This window comes from Pantoea sp. X-Soil-OKNW-556 (assembly GCF_059730695.1).
The window spans coordinates 2,877,262-2,903,619 of sequence record NZ_AP035990.1 but is presented as its reverse complement, the minus strand read 5'-3'; the positions used below and the strand labels follow the sequence as shown (position 1 = coordinate 2,903,619).

Genomic DNA, 26,358 nt, shown 5'->3' with positions numbered 1-26,358 from the left:
ATAAGGCTGTATTTCCCCTTTCTAAGGTTACACCCCCAATCGATCCCGCAACGCATACCACACCGCACCCATTGCCGTGAGTGGCACTTTAAAGCGTCTGCCGCCGGGGAAGGGCAGATGCGGCAATCGGGCAAAGGCATCAAACCGTTCCGCCTGGCCGCGCAGGACTTCCGCGATCAGCTTGCCGGATAAGTGGGTACAGGTCACGCCATGACCACTGTCACCCTGCATAAAGTAAACATTCTTCTCCAGTTGGCCAAACTGCGGCATCCGTGACAGCGTCAGCAGGAAATTTCCGCTCCAGCGATAGCTCAGTTTCACATCGCGCAACTGCGGGAAGGTGCGCAGCAGCTTCGGGCGAATCAATGCATCAATATCCTCCGGCTCGCGTGCGCCATACACCACACCGCCGCCGTATAACAGGCGGTTGTCTGCGGTGAGACGGAAATAGTCGAGCAGATAATTACAGTCTTCTACGCAATGATTATTCGGCAGCAGACTGAGCGCCAAATCGCGACTCAGCGGTTCGGTGGTGACGATTTGTGAGCCGCAAGGCATGCTTTTACGGCCCAGACGTGGTTCCAGTTGCGTCGGGAGATAGGCGTTGCCAGCGAAAATGACAAAGGTGGCGCTAACATCGCCGCGCGCCGTTTTTACCCGATGCGGTGTGCCATACTCCACTTTCAACGCGGCAGATTGTTCATAGATACGCCCACCATGCCGCCGGATGGCCTCGGCTTCGCCCAGCGCCAGATTCAATGGATGCAGATGCCCGCCGCGTTTGTCCAGCAATCCCCCAACGTAACGGTCGGTCGCCACTTCACGGCGGATACCACGCTCATCCAGCAATTCCAGCTCATGGTTGCCATAGCGCGCCCAACTGGCTTTCTGGTTACGCAGATGGCCCATCTGGCGATTATTTAACGCGGCAAAAATTCCGCCGGGGCGATAGTCACAGGCGATGGCATAGCGATCGATACGGTCGCGAATAATATCCGCACCTTCGAACATCATGCTGCCAAGCATCTTAGCGGTGTCTTTGCCGTAACGTTGTTCAATCACATCAACGTCGCGGCTGTAAGAATTGACCACCTGGCCGCCATTACGTCCACTGGCACCAAAGCCGATTTTCGCCGCCTCCAACAGCACCACATCGTAACCCGCTTCAGTGAGATACAGCGCCGATGACAGGCCGGTAAAGCCGCCACCGATAATGCAGACGTCACATCGAATGCTCTCCTGCAATTCTGGCCAGGGTTCATGCGCATTCGCTGTTGCGGCGTAATAACTCTCCACATGTTGCATCACAACCTCCTTCTGCGCGTGGGCTCAGAAATTTGCCGGCGAATGGGCGCTCACAATTCGGCACGGCTGATCAGACATATTGGTAAAGCTATGCGGTAAACCGGTATCGATGACGTAGCTTTCTCCGGCGTACAGATGATAGCTCTGACCATTCACTACCAGCGTAATTTCACCCTCCAGCACGGTGCCAGTCTCTTCGCCGGGATGGCGGAGTTTTTCACCGGTACTGGAACCTGGCGCGTAATGCTCCAACAGCATCGCCAGCGCGCGCTGCGATGCCCCATTATCAATCAGCTGTAACGACACCCCCAGGCTGCCAATCTCCACCCGATCATCGGGGCGAACAATCACGCGTGGTGTGTAGTCCTGCTTCGGCTCGGAAAAAAATTCTGATAGCGATAAGCCGTACACCTTCAGCAGTTTTTGTAGGGTACTCACCGCCGGGCTGACTTTATCCTGCTCGATGGTGCTGATGGCGCTATGGGTCAAACCTGACAACTCAGCGACGCGACGCTGAGACAATCCCAACTCCTGCCGGATTTGCGATAAACGTCGTCCGGGCGCCAGAGTGGCGTCGTTCATGGTCGTTTTTCCTTGTGATAACGAACAGCGGCGTGAATAAATGCCTCGAACAACTGGCGCGAAACCGGATCGTCGGTTGAATGCCACTCCGGATGCCACTGTACCGCCAGAGCAAACGGGTGCTGACGTAAACTGACCGCTTCTGGCAGGCCATCGGCCGCGCGCGCCTCGATGCGCAGTTGGGGGCCGGGTTCACGGACCCCCTGTTGATGGAGCGAATTCACTCTAAAAGCGGCATCGCTACCAAGTATGTGGCTGAGCAGACCATCGGCTTCCGGTTTTACCTCATGTACAGGGGCATACTGTTGTTCCAGCGGCAGCGTGTCATCCTCACGATGCTCCTGGAATTGATGAGTGAGGTGAAGATAGCGATGCAACGACCCTCCATTTGCCACCACCATCTCCTGCAATCCCCGACAAATACCCAATATCGGCATCTTTTTTCCCACCGCATGGGTAATCAGGCCGAATGCGAGACGGTCGCGGGCCGGATCGGCATGAGGCTCCACACCTTCTTCGCCATAATGCCAGGGTTCTATGTTGCTCGGGCTGCCCGTCAGCAAAATGCCATCCAGCAACGTCATACTGTTTTCTAATAGATGAGGGGCTTGCATCAGTTGATGCGGCAAAGGGAGGGGCAGGCCACCGGCGAGCACGATGGCATCAAGATACTTGTTATGGACGGTCTGCCCAGGATGGCTACCGATGTTGTTCTGACACATCACTACGCCAATCAAGGGTTTGTCAAAAATAATGCCCATTACGTCTCCGCGTCGCTGTTCAATATTTTCGCCGATAAAGCGCACCTGACGTAAAAGTGTGCAATATAATGTCAATCTAGCAACCGTCTGGCTAATCTTCAAACAGATTTGTTACATTTGCACACTTTTTCTCCAGGAGCTATCTTAGATTTGTGGCTGTTATTTTGAGCATTGCGCAAACCTGACAAACGGTAAAGGGCGGGTGGGATCATGACGAACCTCGTAGAAGTAGAAGACTTCACGCGACATAGTGAAGAGAAGCGAACCAGCGCGTTCCAGCTGGAGGTGAAAACCTGGCTGGAACGCCATCCTGAAACGCAGTATGTCGATATTCTTCTGAACGATCTGAATGGGGTATTTCGCGGTAAGCGCATTCCCGTCTCAGCGCTGGCAAAGCTGGAAAAAGGGTGTTACTTCCCGGCTTCGGTTTTCGCTATGGATATTTTGGGTAATACCGTCGAAGAGGCTGGACTGGGACAGGCACTCGGCGAACCTGACAATATCTGCTTTCCTGTTCCCGGTTCTTTAATGCCTTCCGCCGCCGATCCGCAACGTGTCGCGCAACTGATGTTGACCATGTGCAACCAAGATGGCACTCCCTTTGACGTTGAACCCCGTAATGTCCTCAATCAATTGTGGCAACAACTGCGCAATCGGGGATTATTTCCGGTGGTAGCGGTAGAGCTGGAGTTCTATCTGGTCGATAAAAAACGCGATGCGGAAGGCTATATCCAACCGCCGTGCGCACCCGGTAGCGATGAGCGCAACATGCAAAGCCAGGTCTATTCGGTGGATAACCTTGATCACTTTGCCGATGTGTTACGGGATATTGATTCCCTGGCGAAGCAGCAGGGGATACCGGCCGATGGTGCCCTGGCGGAGGCCTCACCGGGACAGTTCGAGATCAATCTGCACCATACGCGCGATGTATTGAAAGCCTGCGATCACGCAATTCAACTCAAACGTCTGGTTCGTCAGGTCGCAGAAAATCACGGCATGACGGCGACTTTCATGGCGAAACCCTATGAAGAGTACGCCGGTAGCGGCATGCATGTGCATATCAGTATGCTGGATGCCGCCGACCACAACGCCTTTTCCCTTGATGACGGTAGTGATTCGCCGCTGCTGAAACGTGCGCTGGCAGGCATGATCGATTTAATGCCTGCATCAATGGCACTGCTGGCTCCCAACGTGAACGCCTATCGTCGTTTTCTGCCGGATGCTTTTGTCCCCCTTCAGGCCTCATGGGGGCACAACAACCGTACCGTGGCGCTGCGCATTCCCTGTGGCGATGTCGATAATCATCGCGTGGAATACCGCGTGGCGGGGGCCGATGCGAATCCTTACCTGGTGGTGTCAACCATTCTTGCCGGTATTGTACACGGACTGGACAATCAATTGCCGTTGCCGCATCCGGTGAAAGGCAACGGCCATGAAGCGGAAGGACTGGCGCTACCGATTCGTCAGAGCGATGCGCTGTACGAATTTGAGAACAGCTATCCGCTACAGAAGCTGCTGGGCGAGCGTTTCAGCGCGGTGTGGCACAGCTGCAAACAGTATGAACTGATGCAGTTTGAGCGACTTATCACCGCCACCGAGATTGACTGGATGCTGAAGAACGCCTGAAGCAGGGAGATTTAGCGCAACATCTTGTATTGATGCCAGTAATTAAGGCAAAATATGCGCCCTGCAAAATACCAACATAACCGACGCTTATCGCGTCGGTTATTTTTTGCATAGTGATTTCACTCTACTTCAACCGAGGCCGGACACGCATCCGGATAGATAGACACTACAAACACGCGTTGTGCGTGAGATTTTGAGGAAAAAAGATGGGGATGTTTTCAACTGCACCAGCGCTGGCTGGTTCTCGCTTTCGTGATGACTACGGCGCTGTGATGAGCACTCTTGCTTATCAACCCACCTCCTGTCGCAATTTGCGCAGTTTCCCTGTGGTACAACCCAGTCAGGTTGTTGCTGTAGGGGGGCTGAACGATGTCGCTTAATACCTCTAGCGCACCACAGCGTGCACATCTGAAAAAATCCCTGACTCTGATCCCGGTGGTCATGATGGGCCTGGCCTATATGCAGCCAATGACCCTGTTTGATACTTTCGGCATCGTATCGGGTCTGACCGACGGCCACGTCGCCACTGCGTATGCGTTCGCGCTGATCGCCATTCTGTTCACTGCTATTAGCTACGGTAAGCTGGTACGCCGCTTCCCATCTGCGGGCTCCGCTTATACCTATGCACAGAAGGCCATTAGCCCACACGTTGGCTTTATGGTGGGCTGGTCATCCCTGTTGGACTATCTGTTCATGCCGATGATCAACATCCTGCTGGCGAAAAGCTATTTTGAAACGCTGGTGCCGGGGATCCCGTCGTGGATTTTTGTCGTGCTGCTGGTGGGCTTTATGACGCTCTCCAACCTGCGCGGCATCAAAACCGTAGCCAACTTCAACAGCGTGATTGTGGTGTTGCAGGTGTTGGTGATGATCGTGATTACCGGCATGGTAATTTACGGTGTTGTCCACGGTGTTGGCGCAGGTACGTTGACCAGCAGCAAACCGTTCTGGTCACAGGATGCCCATGTGGTACCGATGATCACCGGTGCGACCATTTTGTGTTTCTCGTTCCTCGGCTTTGACGGCATCAGTTCGCTGTCGGAAGAAACCAAAGACGCTGAACGTACCATTCCGCGCGCGATTTTCCTCACCGCGTTGATTGGTGGCGTGATCTTTATTGCGGTGTCTTACTTCCTGCAACTCTACTTCCCGGATATCTCACGCTTCCAGAATCCGGACTCATCACAGCCGGAAATCATGCTGTTTGTGGCGGGTAAAGCTTTGCAGGTTGGTATCCTGATCTTCTCGGTGGTCACGGTGCTGGCATCTGGCATGGCGGCGCACGCCGGTGTTTCCCGTCTGATGTATGTGATGGGCCGTGATGGTGTATTCCCGGAGCGTTTCTTCGGTTATATCCATCCGAAATGGCGTACCCCGTCATTGAACGTGCTGCTGGTCGGTGCCATTGCGCTGCTGGCGATCAACTTTGACCTGGTTACTGCAACCGCGCTGATCAACTTCGGTGCGCTGGTGGCGTTTACCTTTGTGAACCTGTCGGTGATTGCCCAGTTCTGGGTGCGTGAGAAGCGCAACAAAACGCTGAAAGATCACATTCACTATCTGGTGCTGCCGGTGTTGGGTGCGATGACTGTTGGCGCGCTGTGGATTAACCTGGAAGAGACTTCAATGGTATTGGGTCTGGTCTGGGCTGCGGTGGGGATTATTTACCTCGCGGTGGTTACGCGCACCTTCCGTAACCCGGTGCCGCAGTACAGCGAAGAAGTGTAAGTCGGCAAGGTGCGCGCTAATGCGCACCTTCCGTAAAGGCGCGGGTCACCGCGCCTTTGTCATCGACATCGCGTTCATCCGTTAACCGGCAATCTGTAATTCCCAACTCCCCAAACTTAACGTCTCGCGCGCCGCTTTACTCAATTCGTTATCTGTAATCAGCGTATCAATCCGTTCCAGCGGCAATGCCAGATGCGTGGCAATCTTGTTGTACTTGGAACTGTCGCTTAACAATATCCGCTTGCTACTGACATCGCTCGCTGCCTGTTTTACCGGCACTTTCTCTTCATCAGGGGTAAATAATCCGCGCGGTCCCCAGCACGAGGCGGAGATGAACGCGATATCAATCGCCAGTTGGCGCAAACTGCGCGCCGCAGCGGCACCAATGCTGGAACGGTTTTCCCGACAAACGGTTCCCCCGGTATGGATCAGCTTACAGTTGCTGCTTTCCATCAACAGACGCGCGATGACAAAGTCATTGGTGACCACCAGTAAATCCTCCCGGTCAAGCAGTTCCCGTGCGAGGGCCAGCGTAGTGGTGCCGGCATCAAGGTATATGCAACTGTTACGCGGAATATGACGCGCCGCCAACTGGCCAATCGCCATCTTCTCGTTGCTGTACATGCTGGTTTTTGCCAGATGAGACGGTTCTGCCGCCAGTCTGTCTGCCGACCGCACGCCGCCTGATACCGAGAGCACCGCGCCTTGTTCCTCCAGCTTCTGCACATCACGGCGGATGGTCATATGGGATACCCCCAGCCGCTCGGTTAGCTCGGCGATACTGACCACGCCACGCTCGGCAACCAGCGCTAAAATCTGTTGATGACGTTCAACCGGAATCACAATCGCCTCCATGAAATTATCATTTTTTCACATTGTAGAGCATCGCTTCTTTACATGCAGTAGATATTATCCCTGTGGAATGTAAGCAAAAATCGCCAAAAGTCTGCGGATAAGCCACGTCGTGGCTGTGTGAAATGTTGTTATGAGAGATGCGTCGAAGTTAATTTTTGTGATTCTCCGCACATTTATCCGCCAGTGTCTGCGGCAGAATTAACAGCAATGAACAAATAATCACTTAAATTAACAATGGAGGTTCGCTGTGTCAGCAACCGTCAATAATATCTGTGTAGTGGGTTTGGGTTCGATGGGTATGGGCGCGGCGCAGTCCTGTATTCGTGCCGGTTTAAACACCTGGGGGGTTGATCTCAATCCCCAGGCGCTGGAAACCCTGCGTCAGGCCGGCGCGCGTGACGCACAGACCTCCGCTGCCGCGTTCGCTCAGGAACTGGATGCGGTGTTACTGCTGGTGGTCAATGCCGCGCAGGTTAAAGCGATTCTGTTCGGCGACAACGGTCTGGCGGCACAACTCAAACCCGGTACCGTGGTCATGGTGTCCTCCACCATCTCAGCCCAGGACGCGCAGTCCATTGAACAACAACTGGTGCAGCATCAACTGGTGATGTTGGATGCGCCGGTATCCGGCGGCGCAGCGAAAGCAGCAACCGGCGACATGACGGTGATGGCATCCGGTAGCGAGGTAGCCTTTGCTCGCCTGCAACCGGTACTGGACGCGGTTGCCGCGAAAGTCTACCGCGTGGGTAGCGACATCGGTCTTGGCTCAACAGTGAAAATCGTTCATCAGTTACTGGCAGGCGTGCATATCGCCGTTGGTGCAGAAGCGATGGCCCTGGCTGCGCGAGCAGGCATCCCGCTGGAAACCATGTATGACGTCGTGACCAATGCGGCAGGAAACTCCTGGATGTTTGAAAACCGCATGCGTCATGTGGTGGATGGCGACTATTCACCGAAATCAGCGGTCGATATCTTTGTCAAAGACCTCAACCTGGTGGCCGACACCGCCAAATCCCTGCATTTCCCGCTACCACTGGCCTCGACTGCACTCAACATGTTTACCGAAGCCAGCAACGCGGGTTACGGGCGTGAAGACGACAGTGCGGTGATCAAAATCTTCAGTGGCATCACGCTGCCCCAGCCGAAGGGGAAGTAACCATGCGTTTAGGTGTCATTGCTGACGATTTTACCGGCGCGACTGATATCGCCAGTTTTCTGGTGCAAAACGGCCTGCCGACAATTCAGTACAACGGCGTGCCGGAAAGTGTGGATAGCCTGAGTGCACGGGCGATAGTTATCAGCCTGAAGTCACGCTCTTGCCCACCCCAGCAGGCGATTGATCAGTCGCTGGCGGCACTGCGCTGGTTGCAGCAGCAGGGCTGCGATCGTTTCTACTTTAAATATTGCTCCACCTTTGACAGCACCGCACAGGGCAATATCGGTCCGGTGACGGATGCACTGCTGGCTGAATTAGGTGAAAGCCAGACGGTGATTTCACCTTCTTTACCCGTCAATGGTCGTACCGTCTATCAGGGTTACCTGTTCGTCGCTGATCAACTGCTGTCGGAATCCGGCATGCGCCATCATCCGGTGACACCGATGACGGATAGCAACCTGGTACGTCTGATGACGCGTCAGGCGCAGGGTAAGGCTGCCGTGATCAATGCCAGCCAACTGGATAAAGGCGCAGATGTGGTGCGTGACCAACTGGCAACGTTGAAAACCCAGGGTATCAACTATGTGGTGCTGGATGCGCTGCATGAGCAACACCTGCTGACCCAGGGTGAGGCCTTAAAAGAGATGCGCCTGGTGACCGGCGGTTCCGGGCTGGCAATCGGTATTGCTCGCGCCTGGTCAACGGCGCAGCAGAATGCGGCCGAAGCGGAGTGGGCCGGGCGGCCACAGGGCCAGCGTGCGGTTGTCATCTCAGGTTCCTGCTCGCAAATGACCAACCGCCAGGTCAACGCCTATCGCCAGATCGCACCCTCATTCGAGGTGCAGGTTGAGCGCTGTCTCGAAGATGCGGCCAGCTATGCCGATGAATTGTGCGACTGGGTGGCGGCGAACAGCCAGCAGGCTCTGGCTCCGCTGCTTTACGCCACTGCCGATGCACAGCAGTTGCAGGCGATTCAGCAGCAGTACGGTGCCGCACGCAGCAGTGAAGCGGTTGAGCTGCTGTTTGCCGCCGTTACCCGTGAGCTGAAGGCACGCGGCTGGCAGCGGTTTATTGTGGCCGGTGGTGAGACCTCGGGAGTGGTGGCACAAACCCTCGGTGTGACCGCCTTCCATATTGGTCCGACGATTTCACCCGGCGTACCCTGGGTGCGTGATATTCATCAACCGCTGTCGCTGGCCCTGAAATCAGGCAACTTTGGCGATGAACAATTTTTCGCCCGCGCACAAACGGAGTTCTCTGCATGACCGAACAACAAGCCCGCCTGGAGATGGTGCAACTCGGCGCCTCGTTTTTTCAGCGTGGTTACGCGACCGGCTCGGCAGGAAACCTGTCGCTGTTACTGGAAGATGGCAACCTGTTGGCGACGCCAACCGGTTCCTGCCTTGGCGAGTTACAGGCCGACCGTCTGTCGAAAGTGACGATGCAGGGCGAATGGATTTCCGGTGATAAGCCGTCAAAAGAGATCGCTTTTCACCGCGCACTCTATCTGAACAACCCACAATGCAAAGCGGTGGTTCATCTGCACAGTCATTACCTGACGGCGCTCTCCTGCTTGCAGGGGCTGGACACGGAAAACTGCATCCGTCCATTTACGCCTTATGTGGTGATGCGCGTGGGGGATGTGCCGGTGGTGCCGTATTACAAGCCAGGCGATCAGCGCCTGGCGGAAGACCTGGCACAACTGGCGTCACGTTATCGCGCCTTTTTACTGGCAAACCACGGGCCGGTGGTGGTCGGGAAAACGTTACGCGAAGCGGCGGATAACACCGAAGAGTTGGAAGAAACGGCACGCCTGATGTTCACGCTGGGCGATCGTGCCATTCGTTATCTGAGTGATGACGAAGTGGCAGAGTTGAGGAATTACTGATGCCAAAGTTTGCTGCTAATTTATCTACACAATTCAATGAAGTGCCGTTTCTGGAACGTTTCGCTGCGGCAGCCAACGCGGGGTTTCGCGCCGTTGAATTCCTGTTTCCTTATGACTACCCGGCAGAGGTGCTGAAAGCCGAACTGGAGAAATATCAACTGGAACTGGTGCTGTTCAATACCGCCGCAGGCAATGTTGCCGCAGGGGAGTGGGGTGTTTCAGCCATTCCGGGCCGCGAAGCGGAGGCGCACGCGGATATCGATCGTGCGCTGGAGTATGCACTGGCGCTCAACTGCCCGCAGGTACATGTGATGGCGGCGACCGTCGCGCCAGGGGCTGACCGTACGGCGTATGAAACAACGTTTGTCAGCAACATGCACTACGCAGCTGAACGTTTTGCCCCGCATGGGATTCGTCTGCTGTTGGAAGCGCTAAATCCGGTAACCAAACCGCATTACTTCTACGCCAGTCAGTACCAGACGCTGGCGATGATGGAGCGCATCGACAGATCGAATGTTTTCACCCAATTGGATCTGTTCCACGCGCAGTTGGTGGATGGCAATCTCAGTCACCTGATTAAGACCTATGCGGGTCGCTATCGTCATATCCAGATTGCTTCTGCACCGCATCGCCATGAGCCGGATGAAGGTGAAATCAACTATCCGTGGCTGTTCAACCTGCTGGATGAGGTGGGTTACGACGGTTGGGTTGGCTGTGAATATTTTCCTCGCACCACCACGGAAGCGGGTCTGGGCTGGTTCGCACCTTACGCACAATAACCCTGAGTTTTACCGCCCCACACACAGGACACACGTTGCCCCGTGGGGCTTTTGTAACCTTTGTTTTGCCTGAGCCAGAGAAATCTGTACCCGAATATACTAATTAAATCAGAGGACTATCATGTCAACCGCGTTGTTGTTAACCATCGCTGTCGCCAGCATTGTGATCCTGCTGCTGCTGGTGATTAAAGCCAGAGTTCATCCGTTTGTCGCTCTGTTGATTGTCAGCCTGCTGGTGGCGATTGCTACCGGAATCCCGGCGGAAAAAATCATGGAGACCATTTATAGCGGCATGGGCAGCCTGCTGGGACATATCACCATTATTATCGTGCTGGGGGCGATGCTCGGCGCAGTGATTGAAGCCTCTGGCGGCGCGGAGTCGCTGGCCCAGCGTTTCAGTAAAACGCTGGGTATGAAACGTACCGTCGCTGCGCTGACAATGGCGGCATTTATCCTCGGTATTCCGGTATTTTTCGAAGTGGGCTTTATCATCGTTATCCCGCTTATTTACGGTTTCACCAAAGTGGCACGCGTCTCGCCCGTGAAATTTGGTCTGCCGATGGCCGGTGTGATGTTGACGGTGCATGTGGCATTGCCAACCCATCCAGGGGCGGCGGCAGCGGCGGGCATACTGCATACCGATATGGGCTGGCTGATGATGCTCGGCATTCTGATCTCCATCCCGGTCGGCATTGTTGGTTACTACGTGGCGAAAATGATGAATCGCCGTCAGTACCATCTGTCCGTTGATGTACTGGAACAATTGCAACTGGCAAAACCAGAAGGGACGACCAGCACCCAGGAAACCCCTCCGGGCGCGATGACCATTGCTGGTTTGATCGTGGTGCCGATTGTATTAATTGTGCTGGGTACCCTGTCACACTCCATGCTGGCTGAGGGCAGTGTTTTAAGGTCAATTATGACCGTCATCGGCACCCCACCGATTGCGCTGTTGATTGCCCTGGCGTTGGCAGCATGGTTGCTCGGCGTGCGTCGTGGCTGGAGCAAGGACAAACTGGAAGATTTGACCGGCCGCGCTATCCCCAGTTCCGCCAGTGTCATTCTGGTCGCCGGCGCGGGTGGCGCTTTTGGTAAAGTGCTGGTCGAGTCAGGCGTGGGCAAAGCGCTGGCGGTAACGCTGGAGACACTCCACCTGCCATTGGTTCCGGCCGCATTTATTCTGTCGCTGGCGCTGCGTGCGTCGCAGGGTTCCGCCACCGTGGCAATTCTCACCACCAGCGGCCTGCTGAGTCAGGCGGTCGGTGATGTCACCGATATGCAGCGTGTGCTGGTGACGCTGGCAGCCTGTTTTGGTGGCCTCGGCTTGTCACATGTAAATGATGCCGGATTCTGGGTAGTGACCCGTTATCTGGGGCTGTCAGTCGCCGATGGCCTGAAGACCTGGACAGTCCTGACCACATTGATGGGGCTGAGCGGTTTTGCACTGACCTGGCTGGTGTGGGCGTTGATCTAACTGAGGTGAGAGCGGGCATCCGCCTGCTCTTGATTAAGAAACCAGCTCCTGCGCGTACAAATACAGCGCTTTCAACAAACCCAGCTTCTCCGCATTCCCTTCATGCAAACTCGCCAACGACTCCAGCTCCAGCAGAAACGCCTGCACGCGTTCAGCATTCAGCGCTTCGCGACGATGCTGTAACCAGCGTTGCTGCTCGGCGTCATCCAGCGTGCCGGGGAAATTGCGCGCCCGATAGCGAAACAATAACTTCGCGATACGCTTGTCATCAAAGGTTAAGTCCAGCGCGGGTAAATTCTGCGGCGGTGTCTGGCGCACGATATTCATCGCTGCACGATCGGCATCGCTGAAAAATCCGTTGTAGAGCTGTGCATCCACATCATCCGAGGGGGTAAAAGGCTCAGCTTCGGCAAACAACGTCACCACTTTTTCGCGCACTTCCGCATGCTGGCGCAGCAGGGCGAGGTTGGCGAGGCAGTGCTGACGATCGATATTCAGGCGTTCCGCATCTTCCGGGCGCAGGGTATTCGCCGGGGCCAGCACCGGGCATTTGTTGATATGCACCAGTTTGATGGGCACCGCCGCGAGGTCGCCCAGCTCGGTGTGGCGGGTATACAGCCGCTCACGCAATTCATCTGGCGACAGCGTCAACAGCGTGCTCATATCCCCCGCCAAATCAGCCACAATCAGCGCGTTACGGTTATCCGGATGCCACGCCAGCGGCACGACCCAACTGGTATTGCCGCGTGCCGCACCAAACATTCCCGAAACGTGCACCAGCGGCTTCATTTGCGGAATATCGATCAGCGTCATCAGTTTCTGTTTATTACGATGAGTAAACAGGAACTCAAACAATTTTGGTTGTTTCTCTTTGACCAGCTTCGCCATCGCTAATGTGGCGTAAACGTCAGACATCGCATCATGCGCCTGCTCGTGTGCCACGCCATTGGCTTTGGTCAGATGTTCCAGCTTAAAGCTGGGGAAGCCGTCATCATTTTCCGGCCAGACAATGCCTTCCGGGCGCAATGCATAGCAGGCACGCATCACATCAAGCAGATCCCAGCGTGAATTGCCGTTCTGCCAGCTCCAGCCATAGGGATCGAAGAAATTACGATAGAAAATGTTGCGGGTGACTTCGTCATCAAAACGCACGTTGTTGTAACCCACCACGCAGGTCTGTGGCTCGCTAAACAGGCTGTGGATACGTTCGGCAAAGGCCGCTTCCGTGACGCCACGCGCCTGCGCGGTTTGCGGCGTAATGCCGGTGATCATCACCGCCTCCGGTTGCGGCAAATAATCATCCGCTGGCTGGCAATAAAACACCTGCGGTTCACCTGTGGCATTGAAATCTTTATCAGTACGCAGCCCGGCAAACTGCGCCGGTCGGTCGAGTGACGGGCTTTTGCCGAAAGTCTCGTAATCGTGAAACAAAAAGGTGAAGTCGGAGGCGGGCACGGCGTTATCCTGGCAATGGAAAAATCAACGCACAGGATAGTCGCCCGGCTGACACAGTACAACCTTCCTCCCGGGGTCTGCGTGCCAGCGCGCAGAATTTGTCCTCAGTTCATACTTTTTTTCAATTTATTCAAACCTCTTAAAGCCATTTGCCGTAAAACGTGCGGCGGTAAATTCATTTTTTGAGGAAGAAGTGTTGAAAAGGCGTCTGCTGGTTACTGTTTCTGGAATGATTGTTTGGGCATCGCTGGCGCAGGCTGACGACAGCATGCCGTTCCCCCTGACGCCTCCGGCGATTGATGCGGCTTCCTGGGTACTGATGGACGCCACAACCGGACAGATTCTCACCGCCGGGAATCCCGATGAGGAGCGCAACCCCGCCAGCCTCACCAAGCTGATGACTGGCTATGTGGTGGATCGTGCCATCGACCAACACAAAATCAGCCGTGACGATGTGGTGACGGTGGGTAAAGATGCCTGGGCGGCCGGCAACCCGGTATTCAAAGGTTCCTCGCTGATGTTTCTCAAACCCGGCGATAAGGTCACGGTACGTGATCTGAGCCGTGGCGTGATCATCGATTCCGGTAACGATGCCTGTGTGGCGCTGGCCGACTACGTCGCGGGCAGCCAACAAAACTTTGTCACCATGATGAACAGCTACGTGCAAAAGCTCGGCCTGACCCATACCCATTTTGAAACCGTCCACGGTCTGGATGCACCCGGTCAGCACACCACCGCGCGCGACCTGGCGGTACTGTCACGCGCCATCATCAGTGGCGAACCCGATTTCTATGCCATGTACAGCGAGAAAACCCTCACCTGGAACGGTATTACGCAGAACAACCGCAACGGATTGCTGTGGGATAACAACCTGCACGTCGATGGCCTGAAAACCGGCCACACCGAAACCGCCGGTTTTAACATCATCGCGTCAAACATCGTTGGTCAGCATCGGCTGATTGCGGTGATCATGGGCGGCAAAAGCTCCAAAGGGCGTGAAGAACAGGCGCGTAAGCTGCTGGTCTGGGGACAAAATAACTTCGACACCGTCCAGTTGTTCCATGCCGGGAAAAAAATCGGCACGGAAAACGTCTGGTACGGCAATCCGCATCAGGTTGATGTCGGTACTACCCAGGATATCTACCTGTCACTGCCGCGCGGCGAAGTGCAAAACGTTAAAGCCAAATACGTTATCGATCGTAAGGATCTGGAAGCGCCGTTAAAGGCCAATGAACAGATCGGCGAGATTCAGGTGATGGACAAAGATAAACAGCTGGCGAGCTATCCGCTTTACGCGCTCAACGCGGTCAATAAAGCGGGTATCGTGACGCGCATTGAAGATTACCTGAAGCAAAAACTGTAAGCATGAACTAACTTCGGTATCAGTGCCGTAGAGTGTCGCTGATATCGAGGTCAATCATGAAAACATCTGTCGTTGAACGTCCGGCGCAACACTGGGTCGGCTATCATCTGCAAGGTCCGTGGCAGGAGACGGTGCCACAGGGCTTTGCTCAGCTTAAAGTCTGGGCCGCGCGTCACGGCCTGTCAGGCGAGTGGATGGCCATTTATTATGGTAATCCGCAGGAGCTGCCCCCGGAAGAACTCAGGGTAGAAACGGTGCTGACCGTCCCGGCCGATTATGCGCTGGCAGCGGGTGGCGATATTCAGCATGGCACTCTGGCCGGCGGCCATTATTTCCACACCTGCACGGAAGTACTGAACAACGATTTCTTCGCGGCCTGGAATGAATTTTTTGCACAATTGCAGGCGCGCAGTGACTGGCAGGTGGATAATCGTCCCTGTTATGAACACTATCTTTCGGATGGATCGCAAAGTGGTAACTGGCTACTGAACATGTACATCCCGGTTCGGCCCCACTAAAAAAGGGGCTGGCGTTACATCTATGTTTCTATTGGGGAAATTTGATGTTGCGTTGATGTTGATTTTTGTAAGCAGTGGTCAAAAAGTCAGGAAAAACGCGTGTCAGGTGTTAAGGGATCTGGTTTCGCCAGGGTAACATAGCGCGCAAAATTTTCCCGCACCCGGATAATCATGTTACGCGCTGACAAGCCCATTTCGTCGATTGAGTTCTGGTTCTACCGCCACTATCGCGCCGTACACGGCGTGCGTATCGCTATCGCTTTTGTCCTGAGCTTTTTGTTTGTCCGTCTGACGGACATTCCGGAAGGCACCTGGCCACTGATTACGCTGGTGGTGGTGATGGGGCCAATCTCGACCTGGGGTAATGTCTTTCCGCGCGTAGTACAGCGCATCATTGGCACCTTTGCCGGGGCGATCTCCGGATTGATCGCGCTGAAGCTGGAGTTGATATCCTTGCCCGTGATGTTGGTGTGGTGTTTTGCGGTGATGGTGATTTGTGGTTATCTCACCCTCGGCAAACATCCGTATATGGCGTTGTTAATTGGTATCACCCTCAGCGTCGTGGTTGGCGCACCGGCAGGGGATTTCACCGTCGCGTTATGGCGTGGTGGCGATGTGATTCTCGGATCGCTAATGGCGCTGCTGTTTACTGCTATCTGGGCGCAGCGCGCTTATACCCACTGGCGCATCCAGTTGTCGGACGCCTTTATCAGCATGGCGAAAATTCATCATACCGGCTTCTCAGCTAACCTGGTGGATAAGCCGCGCCTGAACAAACCGTTCCAGAAGCTACTCACCAATGTGATCAAGATGCGTGCCTTGTTGGAACCCGCCAGTAAAGAGACACGCATTCCCAAATCGGTGTTTGAAGCCATTCAGACCATTAACCGTAATATGGTTAACACCATGCAGATGCAAATTGATGCGTGGTGGGCGTCACGCGAAAGCCACTATTTGCTGCTCAACGCACCGACCCTGCGCCGCACGCAGCAAATGACGGAAAACACCCTGAACGCACTGGCGGCGTTAATGGTGAAAGGGGAGACGGAGCAGGTGACAGCCAACAGCCACGAGCTGGGCAGCATCATGCAGGAGCTGGAGCAGTTGATTGCCACTGGCAGCAAGCAACTGGAAACCACCTCGATCTACGGCTACGTCTGGCTGAGTCTGGAACAGGCGCGTCAACTGGAGCGTATGACCGATCTGGTAAGGCTGGCGTTACGTAAATAGTTTTCCGGGGCAATGACTTAATGTGAATCGCCCTTTCTTTGCGCTAAGATAAGTGCCAGTCCGATTTTAGATGTGAGAATTGCTTACAGGGCTGGCAAGCCGCTAAGCTAAAGGTTATGACTATCTCGCCTGCTCAAGCAGGCCCTAAGAAAGGTGCCAACATGGAAAATGCCAAGCAATCATTTCAGGACGTTCTGGAGTTTGTGCGTATGTTTCGTCGTAAAAACAAACTACAGCGCGAAATTACGGATAACGAAAAGAAAATCCGTGATAACCAGAAACGTGTGTTGCTGCTGGACAACCTGAGCGAATACATCAAACCGGGCATGAGCGTTGAGGCGATTCAGGAAATTATCGCCAGCATGCGCGTGGATTATGAAGATCGCGTTGACGAATACATCATCAAAAATGCCGACCTCTCCAAAGAGCGTCGCGAGCTGTCGAAAAAGCTCAAAGCGATGGGCGAACCCAAACCGCAATAAGATTCAGGGGCCATTTGGCCCCTGAATTTTTTGCCGATACTGCACTCACTAACATATTGCACATCTCCCTCTACCGTCTTGCGGGAGAGGGCCGGGGTGAGGGTTAGTTGCGCATTAGCCGCCGGGCCAGCGCCTGCAACTGCTGCGCCACCTCTGCCGCATCCAGCCCGTTTTGCTGCGGTGCAGCGGTGGTTTCCCGGATCACCAATTGGGTTTCCAGCGATGGCATTTCAGCACTGACGTCATTGAGCCGTGCCAGCAGGTGATCCACACTTTCCGCGCCCAACTGCTGTAAATCCTGACGCACCGTGGTGAGGGGCGGCTGGTACCAGGCGCTCTCTGCGGTGTCATCATAGCCAATCAACGATATTTCGCCGGGAATCCGCACGCCATGTTGGTGTAGCGCGCGCATCGCGCCCAGCGCCATCTGGTCGTTCGCCACCAACAGCGCCTGCGGCAGCGTGTGAGGCAACAAACTAAGTAAGGCCTGATAACCCGATGCCGCGCTCCAGTCCCCCTCCAGCACGCAACAGGCTTCCAGTTGATGAGCTGCCAGCGCCTGTTGCCAGGCCAGAAAGCGGCTGCGTGCCGAGGCGGAACTCGTCGGGCCATTCAATACGCCAATCTGGCGATGGCCGAGCGCCACCAGATGATCTACCGCCTGACGCGCACCGGACTCGCTCAGGAACTGGCATTGCGCTACCCCGGCATGGCGTTCCACATCAAGAAACAGCGCGGGTTTTGTGCCACACTGCTGCTGGATTTGCTCCGCTTCAGCCGCATCCAGCGGCAGGTTGATCAGCAGCGCATCGACCCGCTGGGCCAGCAGCTCATTAACCGTGTCCTGCGCATTGCCTGCGGTCATTGCAATCACCAGATGGTAACCGAGCGCCGTCGCGCGTTGCTGGATGGCGGAGGCAATCTGCGCCGGAGCCATCAGCGCCAGATCGCTGGTTGCCAGCCCCAGCGTGCGCGTGGCTTTACCTGCCAGTTGCTGCGCCACCCGGTTCGGCACATAGTTGAGTTGCTGCATCGCCGCTTCCACTTTGGCGCGGGTGCGGGGAGAAACCTGTGCGGCGCGGTTAAGCACGCGGGAGACAGTCTGGTAAGAAACCCCCGCCAGTTGGGCAACGTCATCGAGGGTTACGGAGCGCGAAGTCATTGATCTCTCCTGAAGATGAAGCTGCGAGTGTAGCAAATTTTTTCCCTTCGGCGAGGTCTTAAGCCAGGATGAAAACCTAAGGAGAACAGCATGAAGCTTAATGGTGAACATATTCAGGATATCAATGCGCTGGCGGCATGGCTGGCGCTGGATCATATTCCGCAGGAGGGTACGCTGGAGGCCGATTTAGCCATTCTGGCCGGACATGCGGTGCTGCCGAATATTGAAGGTGTGGTCGCACTGACCAAAAAATATCAGCTCCCTTTGCTTATCAGCGGCGGTATCGGTCACTCCACGCCACTGCTGGCACAAATGATGGCGGCGCATCCGTTGTACCGGCAAATCGCGACTCAGGGTAAAAGCGAAGCAGAGATGCTGGGCGATATGGCGCGTCTGTTTGCCGCGTTGCCGGACGACCAACTGTTGCTGGAAGATAAATCGCGCAACTGTGGCGAAAATGCGGCCTTCAGCCAGCAGTTATTAGACAAACTGGCGTGGCAGCCGCAGCGGGTGATTCTGGTGCAGGATCCGCTGATGCAGCGTCGTACCTGGGAAACCTTCCGCTGGCAGTGGCGCGATCGTGACGATGCGCCTGAGTTTATCAGCTGGCCGGTGTTTACCCCGCAGGTGATGATGGATGCCGGTATGCTGCGTATTATCGGCGCGCCACCGCAGGGGTTGTGGTCAATGGAACGTTTTCTGTCGTTGCTGATGGGGGAAGTGCAGCGTCTGCGTGATGATGAAAACGGCTATGGCCCGCGCGGCAAAGGGTTCTTCGGTCATGTTGATGTCCCGGATGCGGTCGAAGCGGGCTGGCAAAGATTGATGCGCCTGCCAGGGGTGCAGTCGCGCATCAATGGATAATTAACCTTCTACGCCGTCAACACGATTTTCCCGACGTTAAGGCCCTCTTCCATGCGCTGATGGGCCGCCGCTGCTTCAGCAAGGGGATAGACACTGTCGATAATCGGTGCCAGTCCCTCCTTGCCAAATTCGGATAACCAGCGTTCACGGAAGCGTTGTGACATCGCGTGTTTGACATCCTGACTGCGCGATTTCATCACCGTGCCGAAAATTTGCAGGTGGCGATACAGCAGCCGATCCAGTGGAATTTTGGCATTTTCGATGCCGCCCATAATACCAATCTGCACCAGGCGACCGCCGAAGTTGAGCGCATTAACGTTACGTTCGAAGTAGGGCGCACCGATAAAGTCGAGGATCAAATCGACGCCGCGTTTCTCCGTCAGGCTGTCGACCACCGTGGCGAAATCCTCATGCACATAATCGATAACATAATCTGCCCCCATACGACGTACCAACTGATGAGCGCTGGCCTGGGCGGTGGTGATCACCGTTGCCCCGATGGCATGCGCCAGTTGTACCGCCGCACCACCCACGCCACCCGCCCCTGCATGGATTAACACCGTCTCGCCTGCCTGCAATTTACCGAGATTCACCAGCGCTTCATTGGCGGTGACAAACACTTCGGTGATGGCTGCCGCCTGGACGTAGTTCAGGCTGTCAGGGATCGGCATCGCCATGCGGTAATCAATGCGCGCCACTTCGGCGTAAGCCCCACCGCCAACGATACCCATTACGCGGTCACCGACCTTGTAACCGGAAACTTCGGCACCGACGGCAATCACATCACCGGCGATTTCCAGCCCCATCAGGGTGGAATCCCCGAAGTCAGGGCGGCCATAGCCGCCACGACGATGGGTGAGATCGGCCCGGTTAACCCCGGCGGCGCGGGTGCGCACCAGTAAATCCTGTGGGCGCAGAACCGGTTCTGCAACCTCGGTCAGGGTTAACACCTCGGCCGGTCCAAACTGATCAAATGTAATGGCTTTCATGGTCTTTTCCTTAATTATCAATTGCTCTGGTCATCGGCAAAGGTGGCGTTGGCATAGGCTGACGCGGTAATGGCGGCCGGGAAACCGGCATAAAACGCCATATGGGTAATCACGGCACTTAACTCGGTTTGGGTCAGGCCATTTTCGATACCACGGCGTAAATGCGCGGGCAGCTCATTGGCGTGGTTCAGTGCAATCAGACAGGCGATGGTGATCAGGCTGCGGTCGCGCGGGGCCAGATCCGCATCTTTCCAGACGTCTGAATACAGCGGCTGTTCAACAAAGTCCGCCAGTTTCGGGGTAAACGGACGAGCGGCAGCGCGCGGGCTGGTGAAATCAATCGGTTTCATGGTCATCTCCTTAAATCTGGCTGATAAATTTATTGGTCAGGTAATGTTCAATGCCTTCGGTACCGCCTTCAGAGCCGTGGCCGCTCTCCTTCATTCCGCCGAACGGCAACTCGGTCGCAATGATGCGGTACTGATTGATGCCGATCATCCCGGCTTCGAGGCCATCGCCGACATCAATGGCGGTACGGGCATCACGGGTAAAGGCATAGGCAGACAGTCCGTAGGGCAGGCGATTGGCTTCTGCCAGGCCGTCTTCCAGCGCGTCGAAGGGGCGCATCACGGCAATCGGGCCAAACGGTTCTTCATGCATGATGCGGGCGCTCATCGGCACATCCGCCAGCACGGTGGGTTGGAAGAAATAACCGGGACCCGCAATACGTTTGCCGCCGATCAGTACTTTTGCTCCCTGGGCGACGGCATCCGCCACCAGCAATTCCATCTTCTCCAGCTGACGTTGATTCGCCAGCGGGCCAACCTGCGTTCCTGCCGCCATACCGTCACCAATCACCAGCTTCTCGGTTGCGGCGACAAAGGCCGCGACAAAGCGTTCATATACCGGACGCTGGATCAGAAAGCGGGTGGAAGAGATACAGATTTGGCCGGTGCCACGGAAGCGATTTGCGGCGCCCCCGGTTGCGGCGGCATCGATATCGGCATCGGCAAACACCAACACCGGACCGTGTCCCCCCAGCTCCAGCGTGATGGGTTTTACCCCGGCGGCGGCACGTTCTGACAGTAGACGACCGACCGGAACCGAACCGGTGAAGGCCACCTTACGAATGATCGGTGAGGCGATGAGCTGAGAAGAGACTTTATCCGGTACGCCAAAGACAATTTGCAGCACCCCTTTTGGCAGGCCAGCCTCGTCGAGACAGCGCGCCAGCGCCAGTGCCGTTGCCGGGCTTTCCTCACCGGGTTTCAGAATCACGCTGCATCCCGCAGCCAGCGCGGCAGACAACTTGCGTGCCGGGGTGATAGCCGGGAAGTTCCACGGGGTGAAGGCGGCGACCGGGCCAATGGCCTGACGTTTCACCAGTTGCTGCACGCCGGGACGATTGGCGGGCACCACGCGGCCATGAATACGGCGGGCTTCTTCGGCGAACCATTCGAAGTATTCGGCGGCGCGCAGCACTTCATCACGGCTCTCGGTCAGCGGCTTGCCCTCTTCGAGGGTCATCTGCGTGGCGATATGCTCAGCGCGTTCACGCATCAGTTCCGCTGCACGCTTCATAATGCGCGCCCGTTCAGCGGGGACGGTGTGACGCCAGACGTCAAAGCTGTCACGCGCAACATCCAGCGCCAGCGCCAGGTCAGCTTCGGTCGCCAGCGGCAGGCGGCCAAGTACGTTGCCAGTCGCCGGGTTTACCACGGCGGCGGTATCGCGGTCGTCGGCGTTCAGCCACTTGCCATTGATGAACAGGTAAAGTGAATCATAAGTTGGGTTTTGCATGGTCTTCTTCCTCAGATGGATGATGTTGTTGATTTGCGTTGAGAAGAAGGTTAAGCCCGGCGAGCTTCGCTGATAAGATGGCCTTTCCCCACAACAGCTATGCAAGAAATGCACAGATGCAATCAGAGAAATTTGCCGAGTTCCTTGGCGTCTTCGTTGACGTCGCACGCGAGAGTAGTTTTTCCGCTGCTGGTCGGCGGCGTGGCCGTACCCCCTCGTCGATTGGTCGTCAGATTGATGCACTGGAAGCGCATCTTGATACGCCGTTGTTTCTGCGCTCCACCCGCCATCTCACCCTGACGGATGCCGGTGAAGCCTTGTTGATCCGTGCCAGACAGATTCTGGATTCGCTGGTGGATGCACAGCAGGAGCTGGCGTCGATGAAAGGGGAAGTCACCGGGATTTTGCGCGTGGCCTGCTACCCGACCTTTGGCAAGCGCTACGTGCTGCCGGTGATGGGGGAACTGGCCCGTCAGCACCCGGATTTACGGCTGGAGCTGGATCTGACCGAACGTCTGGCTGACCCGGTAGCGGAACGTCTGGATCTGGTGATCCGCATCGGGGATATGGCGGACAGTACCCTGATTGGCAGTCGCATTGCTGTTCAGACCCGCGTGTTGTGCGCCAGTCCGGCATATCTGGCGCAGCACGAGGGACCTGCCACGCTGGCCGATCTGGCCGCACATCGGCTGATCGACAAATTACATGGCTCCGACCTGTTGGGTTGGTCTGCGGTGCTGGGGCATCCGACACGGGCATCCAACACCGCACCGGTTTTTGGTTGTGATGATTTTGAAGGGATGCGTCTGGCGGCGGTGGAGGGACTAGGAATCGCTTATCTCCCCGATTGGGTGGTGGGGGAGGATATCAAGGCCGGGGTTTTGCAGCAGATTTTTCCTGAGTGGTCGGCACAGCCGCAGGCGGCAACCGGGATTTACGCGTTACGCGCGTTACGTCATCCCCCGGCTCGCGTCACCCTGTTTCTTGATGCCTTGCGCACCCGGATTGGCAATCCGGCGATCTGGTCAGTGCAGGATATTTAATGGGCGTAGCGGCGCGATTTATCGCGCGCCTTTGACCTTGTGCAGCAGGCAAAATGCGCGAAAAATCGCGCCGCTACGGTTGGCGATTACCGGTTCTTCAGATACACCTGCAAATTAACATACACCGCATTCAGCAGCGGCGTAGCCACCCCGTTGCGCGTGGCGCGCGCCACCAGGTCACCGATGATCTGATCCGCCTCAATATCAAAGCCCTGGGTCAGGTCACGGTACATCGAAGAGGTCATTGGGGTGGCCGGATTATTCAGCGTCTCAAGAATCTTCGCCGTCACCGCCGGGCGCTCAAGATAGCCTTCGGCGCTGATCACCTTCAGCACTTCACCGAAGATGCCCTGCAACAACGCTTCCCCGCCCTGTGATGTCAGGATTTGCTGAGTATTGCCGCGCCCGAGGCAGCACACGGCTCCCAGCGTACTCAGCAGCAACCACTTCTCCCACAGCTCACTGCTGATGTTGTCGGCAAACACGGTGTTGAACTGCGCACCGCGCAACGTCTCATCCACCCGTTGCAGACGCGCGTCATTCACGCCGTTCAGCGCCCCGTAGAACAGGATATGCAGCGGCGTCATCTGCACCACTTCGCCGTTCTCACCGAGGGTGGCGTTGATTTTACACAGGCCGCCAATCACCTTGTCGCCAAAACGTTTTTGCAACGTATCGATATGCCGCATGCCGTTGAGAATTGGCATAATCAGGGTGTCAGGGCCGACAGCCGGGGCGATATCTTCCATCGCCTGCGCCAGACCAAAACTTTTTACCGTCAGGATAATCAGGTCATAGCTGCCGTCCAGCGTGCCGGCCTGTACCAGTTGCGGATGCAGGGTTTCGGTGCTGTCGGGGGTTTTCAGCACCATCCCGTTCGCTTTTAACTGCTGAAAACGGCGCTCGCGCACCAGAAAAGTCACATCACGTCCTGCTTGCGCCAGACGCGCACCGAAATACCCGCCGGTTGCGCCGGCGCCGACTACCAGAATGCGCATGGTTGTGTTTCCCGTTGTGAATGAGACCCCTACCTTAAAACGCAGCGCTGAGGGATGCCAGTGGACAAATGCGTATGCATGTAAAGGACTGATGAAAAACAGCTCAATCTGTTCGCATTTCTTCCTGCGCGAGGTCTAAGCTGATTGGCAACGGCGGGCAATGGTGCCCGCCTTTTTCCGTCGAACTGACTAAGGACGCATCATGCCCCGACCGCTACCCATCGAACGTTATCGCAATATCGGCATTTCCGCGCACATCGATGCCGGTAAAACTACCACCACCGAGCGCATCCTGTTTTACACCGGGATGAGTCATAAGCTGGGTGAAGTGCACGATGGCGCGGCAACCACCGACTGGATGGCACAGGAGCAGGAGCGAGGTATTACCATCACCTCGGCAGCGGTAAGCTGCTACTGGCCCGGTATGGATGGCAGCTTTGCGCCGCACCGTATCAACATTATCGATACCCCCGGACACGTCGATTTCACTATCGAAGTGGAACGTTCAATGCGTGTGCTGGATGGTGCCGTGATGGTGTATGACGCCGTGGGTGGCGTGCAGCCGCAATCAGAAACCGTCTGGCGTCAGGCCAACAAATATCATGTGCCGCGCATTGCCTTCGTCAACAAGATGGACCGCCAGGGCGCGGATTTCTTCCGCGTGGTGCAGATGATGAAAGATCGTCTGCACGCCCATCCGGTGCCGATTGTGATCCCGATTGGTGCCGAGGAGCACTTTACCGGCGTGGTGGATCTCACCAAAATGCGCGCCATTTACTGGGACGATGCCACGCAGGGTATGACCTTCAGCTACGCTGCGATCCCTGACGAATTACAGGCGCTGGCCGCTGAGTGGCGTGAAAATATGGTGGCTGCCGCCGCAGAAGCCAGTGACGCCTTGATGGATGTGTATCTTGAGCAGGGCGACCTGAGCGAGGAGCAGGTGATTGCCGGTCTGCGCCAGCGTACCTTGCTGAACGAGATCCAGCCGATGCTGTGCGGCAGTGCGTTTAAAAATAAAGGCGTGCAACGCATGCTGGATGCGGTGGTTGAGCTGATGCCGTCACCGGTGGATGTACCCCCGGTGGCGGGTATTGATGAGCACGGCGAACATGCTGAACGTCATGCTGATGATGACGAACCGTTCTCGGCGCTGGCATTCAAGTTGATGAGCGACCCCTACGTTGGCCAGCTGACTTTTGTGCGCGTCTATTCCGGCGTGCTGCGTAAAGGCGACAGCGTATGGAATGCGGTGAAAGGACGGAAAGAACGCATCGGGCGTATCGTACAAATGCAGGCGAACGATCGCATCGAGATCGAAGAAATTCGCGCCGGTGATATCGCCGCCTGCGTCGGCCTGAAAGAGGTCACGACCGGGGAAACCCTGTGTGACCCGAATGCGGTGATCACCCTGGAACGTATGGACTTCCCGGATCCGGTGATTTCGCTGTCGATTGAGCCGAAGACCAAAAGCGACCAGGAAAAAATGGGGCTGGCGTTGCAGCGTCTGGCGGCGGAGGATCCATCGTTCCGCCTGCATACCGATGAAGAATCGGGCCAGACCATTATTTCCGGTATGGGTGAGCTGCATCTGGAGATCATCGTTGACCGCATGAAACGCGAGTTTGGCGTGGAGGCCAATATTGGTCGCCCGCAGGTGACTTACCGTGAAACCATCCGCAAAACGGTACGCGATGTTGAAGGTAAGTTTGTGCGCCAGTCAGGTGGTAAAGGTCAGTACGGCCATGTGGTGCTGACGCTGGAACCGCAGCAGCCGGGGGGCGGATTTGCCTTCGAAGATGCCACCAAAGGCGGTGTGGTGCCGCGTGAATTTATTCCTTCGGTCGAGAAGGGGATTCGTGAAGCACTGAACAGCGGCGTGCTGGCGGGATATCCGGTGGTAGACGTCAAAGCCACCCTGACCTTTGGTTCGTATCATGATGTCGACTCATCCGAGATGGCATTCCGCATGGCCGCCATCTTCGGCTTCAAAGCGGCGGCAAAACAGGCCGATCCGGTGATCCTCGAACCGGTAATGCAGGTGGAAGTGGAAACCCCGGAAGAGTATGCCGGTAACGTGATGGGCGATCTCTCTTCACGCCGTGGCACCTTGCAGGGCATGGAAGAACGCTTTGGCGCGCGAATTATTCACGCCGAAGTGCCGCTGGCGGAGATGTTTGGTTACTCCACCACGCTGCGTTCGATGTCGCAGGGTCGTGCAACCTACAGCATGGAATTCAACCACTACGCCGAAGCACCGAAAAACGTCGCCGACGCGATCATCGCGGCACGGCATTAAA

The 26,358-nt window shown here is 56.0% G+C and carries 25 protein-coding genes; 15 read left to right on the top strand and 10 right to left on the bottom strand.

Translation table 11 applies throughout. The features are described from left to right. Positions 1-27 precede the first annotated feature (27 nt). From AC6I8T_RS13655 to puuD, 3 genes are read right to left on the bottom strand one after another with little or no spacing between them, the layout of a single operon-like run. Positions 28-1,305 carry an NAD(P)/FAD-dependent oxidoreductase gene (locus AC6I8T_RS13655; RefSeq protein ID WP_021185941.1) on the bottom strand — a complete coding sequence of 426 codons (1,278 nt, stop codon included), beginning with the start codon at positions 1,303-1,305 and terminating at the stop codon, positions 28-30. Between the two features lie 24 nt (positions 1,306-1,329). Continuing rightward, complete coding sequence (gene puuR, locus AC6I8T_RS13650) at positions 1,330-1,887, bottom strand: HTH-type transcriptional regulator PuuR (RefSeq protein ID WP_021185940.1); 558 nt, start codon at positions 1,885-1,887, stop codon at positions 1,330-1,332. Further along, positions 1,884-2,648 (bottom strand): gamma-glutamyl-gamma-aminobutyrate hydrolase, encoded by a 765-nt coding sequence (puuD, locus tag AC6I8T_RS13645; protein WP_021185939.1) that lies wholly within the window; start codon positions 2,646-2,648, stop codon positions 1,884-1,886. The genes puuR and puuD overlap by 4 nt, the downstream gene beginning before the upstream one ends. 207 nt (positions 2,649-2,855) lie before the next feature. Here puuD and AC6I8T_RS13640 point away from each other — a divergent pair, with 207 nt between their 5' ends. The 3 genes from AC6I8T_RS13640 to AC6I8T_RS13630 all read left to right on the top strand — a co-directional run bounded on the left by AC6I8T_RS13640 (position 2,856) and on the right by AC6I8T_RS13630 (position 6,002). Next, entirely contained in the window at positions 2,856-4,274 is a 1,419-nt protein-coding gene (locus AC6I8T_RS13640) for a glutamine synthetase family protein (protein WP_200864685.1), read from the top strand. Between the two features lie 206 nt (positions 4,275-4,480). Then, complete coding sequence (locus AC6I8T_RS13635; protein WP_021185937.1) at positions 4,481-4,654, top strand: hypothetical protein; 174 nt, start codon at positions 4,481-4,483, stop codon at positions 4,652-4,654. After that, positions 4,644-6,002 carry an APC family permease gene (locus tag AC6I8T_RS13630; RefSeq protein WP_021185936.1) on the top strand — a complete coding sequence of 453 codons (1,359 nt, stop codon included), beginning with the start codon at positions 4,644-4,646 and terminating at the stop codon, positions 6,000-6,002. Before AC6I8T_RS13635 ends, AC6I8T_RS13630 begins: the two co-directional genes overlap by 11 nt. A gap of 81 nt (positions 6,003-6,083) precedes the next feature. On the opposite strand, the gene ygbI is transcribed toward AC6I8T_RS13630, so the two are convergent. Further along, the gene (gene ygbI, locus AC6I8T_RS13625) at positions 6,084-6,845 is read right to left on the bottom strand and encodes a DNA-binding transcriptional repressor YgbI (RefSeq protein ID WP_036627653.1); all 762 of its coding nucleotides are present in this window, start codon (positions 6,843-6,845) and stop codon (positions 6,084-6,086) included. Between the two features lie 259 nt (positions 6,846-7,104). On the opposite strand from ygbI, the gene ltnD reads away from it, so the two are divergent. The 5 genes from ltnD (at position 7,105) to AC6I8T_RS13600 (ending at position 12,154) form a co-directional block, all read left to right on the top strand. Continuing rightward, a complete protein-coding gene (gene ltnD, locus AC6I8T_RS13620; RefSeq protein ID WP_497834023.1) occupies positions 7,105-8,013 on the top strand; it encodes an L-threonate dehydrogenase in 909 nt (302 codons plus the stop codon). Between the two features lie 2 nt (positions 8,014-8,015). Further along, a complete protein-coding gene (otnK, locus tag AC6I8T_RS13615; protein WP_497834022.1) occupies positions 8,016-9,278 on the top strand; it encodes a 3-oxo-tetronate kinase in 1,263 nt (420 codons plus the stop codon). Further along, complete coding sequence (gene otnC, locus AC6I8T_RS13610) at positions 9,275-9,901, top strand: 3-oxo-tetronate 4-phosphate decarboxylase (RefSeq protein WP_021185932.1); 627 nt, start codon at positions 9,275-9,277, stop codon at positions 9,899-9,901. The genes otnK and otnC overlap by 4 nt, the downstream gene beginning before the upstream one ends. Further along, entirely contained in the window at positions 9,901-10,680 is a 780-nt protein-coding gene (locus tag AC6I8T_RS13605; RefSeq protein ID WP_497834021.1) for an HPr family phosphocarrier protein, read from the top strand. The genes otnC and AC6I8T_RS13605 overlap by 1 nt, the downstream gene beginning before the upstream one ends. Before the next feature lie 121 nt (positions 10,681-10,801). Further along, complete coding sequence (locus AC6I8T_RS13600; RefSeq protein WP_208724018.1) at positions 10,802-12,154, top strand: GntP family transporter; 1,353 nt, start codon at positions 10,802-10,804, stop codon at positions 12,152-12,154. A gap of 33 nt (positions 12,155-12,187) precedes the next feature. Here AC6I8T_RS13600 and sbcB read toward each other — a convergent pair whose 3' ends face one another. Beyond that, positions 12,188-13,609 carry an exodeoxyribonuclease I gene (sbcB, locus tag AC6I8T_RS13595; protein ID WP_497834020.1) on the bottom strand — a complete coding sequence of 474 codons (1,422 nt, stop codon included), beginning with the start codon at positions 13,607-13,609 and terminating at the stop codon, positions 12,188-12,190. A 196-nt stretch (positions 13,610-13,805) separates the two neighbouring features. Here sbcB and dacD point away from each other — a divergent pair, with 196 nt between their 5' ends. The 4 genes from dacD to tmaR all read left to right on the top strand — a co-directional run bounded on the left by dacD (position 13,806) and on the right by tmaR (position 17,202). Beyond that, the gene (gene dacD / locus AC6I8T_RS13590; RefSeq protein ID WP_208724020.1) at positions 13,806-14,972 is read left to right on the top strand and encodes a serine-type D-Ala-D-Ala carboxypeptidase DacD; all 1,167 of its coding nucleotides are present in this window, start codon (positions 13,806-13,808) and stop codon (positions 14,970-14,972) included. A gap of 56 nt (positions 14,973-15,028) precedes the next feature. After that, entirely contained in the window at positions 15,029-15,490 is a 462-nt protein-coding gene (locus AC6I8T_RS13585; RefSeq protein WP_497834019.1) for a GyrI-like domain-containing protein, read from the top strand. A gap of 171 nt (positions 15,491-15,661) precedes the next feature. Next, entirely contained in the window at positions 15,662-16,720 is a 1,059-nt protein-coding gene (locus AC6I8T_RS13580) for an FUSC family protein (RefSeq protein ID WP_021185925.1), read from the top strand. 161 nt (positions 16,721-16,881) lie between these two features. Then, the gene (gene tmaR / locus AC6I8T_RS13575) at positions 16,882-17,202 is read left to right on the top strand and encodes a PTS system regulator TmaR (protein WP_013509702.1); all 321 of its coding nucleotides are present in this window, start codon (positions 16,882-16,884) and stop codon (positions 17,200-17,202) included. A 103-nt stretch (positions 17,203-17,305) separates the two neighbouring features. On the opposite strand, the gene AC6I8T_RS13570 is transcribed toward tmaR, so the two are convergent. Further along, positions 17,306-18,364 carry a LacI family DNA-binding transcriptional regulator gene (locus AC6I8T_RS13570; RefSeq protein WP_208724021.1) on the bottom strand — a complete coding sequence of 353 codons (1,059 nt, stop codon included), beginning with the start codon at positions 18,362-18,364 and terminating at the stop codon, positions 17,306-17,308. A gap of 90 nt (positions 18,365-18,454) precedes the next feature. On the opposite strand from AC6I8T_RS13570, the gene AC6I8T_RS13565 reads away from it, so the two are divergent. After that, positions 18,455-19,228, top strand: a complete 774-nt coding sequence (locus tag AC6I8T_RS13565; RefSeq protein ID WP_208724022.1) for a YdcF family protein — start codon at positions 18,455-18,457, stop codon at positions 19,226-19,228. Between the two features lie 8 nt (positions 19,229-19,236). Here AC6I8T_RS13565 and AC6I8T_RS13560 read toward each other — a convergent pair whose 3' ends face one another. Genes AC6I8T_RS13560 through AC6I8T_RS13550 form a run of 3 tightly spaced genes read right to left on the bottom strand, consistent with a single transcriptional unit; the run spans position 19,237 to position 22,017 of the window. Beyond that, the gene (locus AC6I8T_RS13560) at positions 19,237-20,217 is read right to left on the bottom strand and encodes an NAD(P)H-quinone oxidoreductase (protein WP_497834018.1); all 981 of its coding nucleotides are present in this window, start codon (positions 20,215-20,217) and stop codon (positions 19,237-19,239) included. Between the two features lie 17 nt (positions 20,218-20,234). Further along, the gene (locus tag AC6I8T_RS13555; RefSeq protein WP_021185921.1) at positions 20,235-20,567 is read right to left on the bottom strand and encodes a carboxymuconolactone decarboxylase family protein; all 333 of its coding nucleotides are present in this window, start codon (positions 20,565-20,567) and stop codon (positions 20,235-20,237) included. A gap of 10 nt (positions 20,568-20,577) precedes the next feature. Further along, the gene (locus AC6I8T_RS13550; RefSeq protein ID WP_497834017.1) at positions 20,578-22,017 is read right to left on the bottom strand and encodes an NAD-dependent succinate-semialdehyde dehydrogenase; all 1,440 of its coding nucleotides are present in this window, start codon (positions 22,015-22,017) and stop codon (positions 20,578-20,580) included. A 116-nt stretch (positions 22,018-22,133) separates the two neighbouring features. Here AC6I8T_RS13550 and AC6I8T_RS13545 point away from each other — a divergent pair, with 116 nt between their 5' ends. After that, a complete protein-coding gene (locus AC6I8T_RS13545; RefSeq protein ID WP_208724024.1) occupies positions 22,134-23,060 on the top strand; it encodes a LysR family transcriptional regulator in 927 nt (308 codons plus the stop codon). A gap of 86 nt (positions 23,061-23,146) precedes the next feature. On the opposite strand, the gene AC6I8T_RS13540 is transcribed toward AC6I8T_RS13545, so the two are convergent. Beyond that, a complete protein-coding gene (locus AC6I8T_RS13540) occupies positions 23,147-24,058 on the bottom strand; it encodes a ketopantoate reductase family protein (RefSeq protein WP_208724025.1) in 912 nt (303 codons plus the stop codon). 202 nt (positions 24,059-24,260) lie between these two features. On the opposite strand from AC6I8T_RS13540, the gene fusA reads away from it, so the two are divergent. Further along, positions 24,261-26,357: an elongation factor G gene (gene fusA, locus AC6I8T_RS13535; protein ID WP_497834016.1), complete on the top strand. Its 2,097-nt coding sequence runs from the start codon at positions 24,261-24,263 to the stop codon at positions 26,355-26,357. Position 26,358: the final 1 nt, after the last annotated feature.

What these genes read in the sequence shown, in the direction of transcription:
- AC6I8T_RS13655 (WP_021185941.1), bottom strand. Translation starts at nt 1,305, where the DNA reads ATGCAACATGTGGAGAGTTATTACGCCGCAACAGCGAATGCGCATGAA.
- puuR (WP_021185940.1), bottom strand. Translation starts at nt 1,887, where the DNA reads ATGAACGACGCCACTCTGGCGCCCGGACGACGTTTATCGCAAATCCGG.
- puuD (WP_021185939.1), bottom strand. Translation starts at nt 2,648, where the DNA reads ATGGGCATTATTTTTGACAAACCCTTGATTGGCGTAGTGATGTGTCAG.
- AC6I8T_RS13635 (WP_021185937.1), top strand. Translation starts at nt 4,481, where the DNA reads ATGGGGATGTTTTCAACTGCACCAGCGCTGGCTGGTTCTCGCTTTCGT.
- AC6I8T_RS13630 (WP_021185936.1), top strand. Translation starts at nt 4,644, where the DNA reads ATGTCGCTTAATACCTCTAGCGCACCACAGCGTGCACATCTGAAAAAA.
- otnK (WP_497834022.1), top strand. Translation starts at nt 8,016, where the DNA reads ATGCGTTTAGGTGTCATTGCTGACGATTTTACCGGCGCGACTGATATC.
- otnC (WP_021185932.1), top strand. Translation starts at nt 9,275, where the DNA reads ATGACCGAACAACAAGCCCGCCTGGAGATGGTGCAACTCGGCGCCTCG.
- AC6I8T_RS13605 (WP_497834021.1), top strand. Translation starts at nt 9,901, where the DNA reads ATGCCAAAGTTTGCTGCTAATTTATCTACACAATTCAATGAAGTGCCG.
- AC6I8T_RS13600 (WP_208724018.1), top strand. Translation starts at nt 10,802, where the DNA reads ATGTCAACCGCGTTGTTGTTAACCATCGCTGTCGCCAGCATTGTGATC.
- AC6I8T_RS13585 (WP_497834019.1), top strand. Translation starts at nt 15,029, where the DNA reads ATGAAAACATCTGTCGTTGAACGTCCGGCGCAACACTGGGTCGGCTAT.
- AC6I8T_RS13580 (WP_021185925.1), top strand. Translation starts at nt 15,662, where the DNA reads ATGTTACGCGCTGACAAGCCCATTTCGTCGATTGAGTTCTGGTTCTAC.
- tmaR (WP_013509702.1), top strand. Translation starts at nt 16,882, where the DNA reads ATGGAAAATGCCAAGCAATCATTTCAGGACGTTCTGGAGTTTGTGCGT.
- AC6I8T_RS13570 (WP_208724021.1), bottom strand. Translation starts at nt 18,364, where the DNA reads ATGACTTCGCGCTCCGTAACCCTCGATGACGTTGCCCAACTGGCGGGG.
- AC6I8T_RS13565 (WP_208724022.1), top strand. Translation starts at nt 18,455, where the DNA reads ATGAAGCTTAATGGTGAACATATTCAGGATATCAATGCGCTGGCGGCA.
- AC6I8T_RS13560 (WP_497834018.1), bottom strand. Translation starts at nt 20,217, where the DNA reads ATGAAAGCCATTACATTTGATCAGTTTGGACCGGCCGAGGTGTTAACC.
- AC6I8T_RS13555 (WP_021185921.1), bottom strand. Translation starts at nt 20,567, where the DNA reads ATGAAACCGATTGATTTCACCAGCCCGCGCGCTGCCGCTCGTCCGTTT.
- AC6I8T_RS13550 (WP_497834017.1), bottom strand. Translation starts at nt 22,017, where the DNA reads ATGCAAAACCCAACTTATGATTCACTTTACCTGTTCATCAATGGCAAG.
- AC6I8T_RS13545 (WP_208724024.1), top strand. Translation starts at nt 22,134, where the DNA reads ATGCAATCAGAGAAATTTGCCGAGTTCCTTGGCGTCTTCGTTGACGTC.
- AC6I8T_RS13540 (WP_208724025.1), bottom strand. Translation starts at nt 24,058, where the DNA reads ATGCGCATTCTGGTAGTCGGCGCCGGCGCAACCGGCGGGTATTTCGGT.
- fusA (WP_497834016.1), top strand. Translation starts at nt 24,261, where the DNA reads ATGCCCCGACCGCTACCCATCGAACGTTATCGCAATATCGGCATTTCC.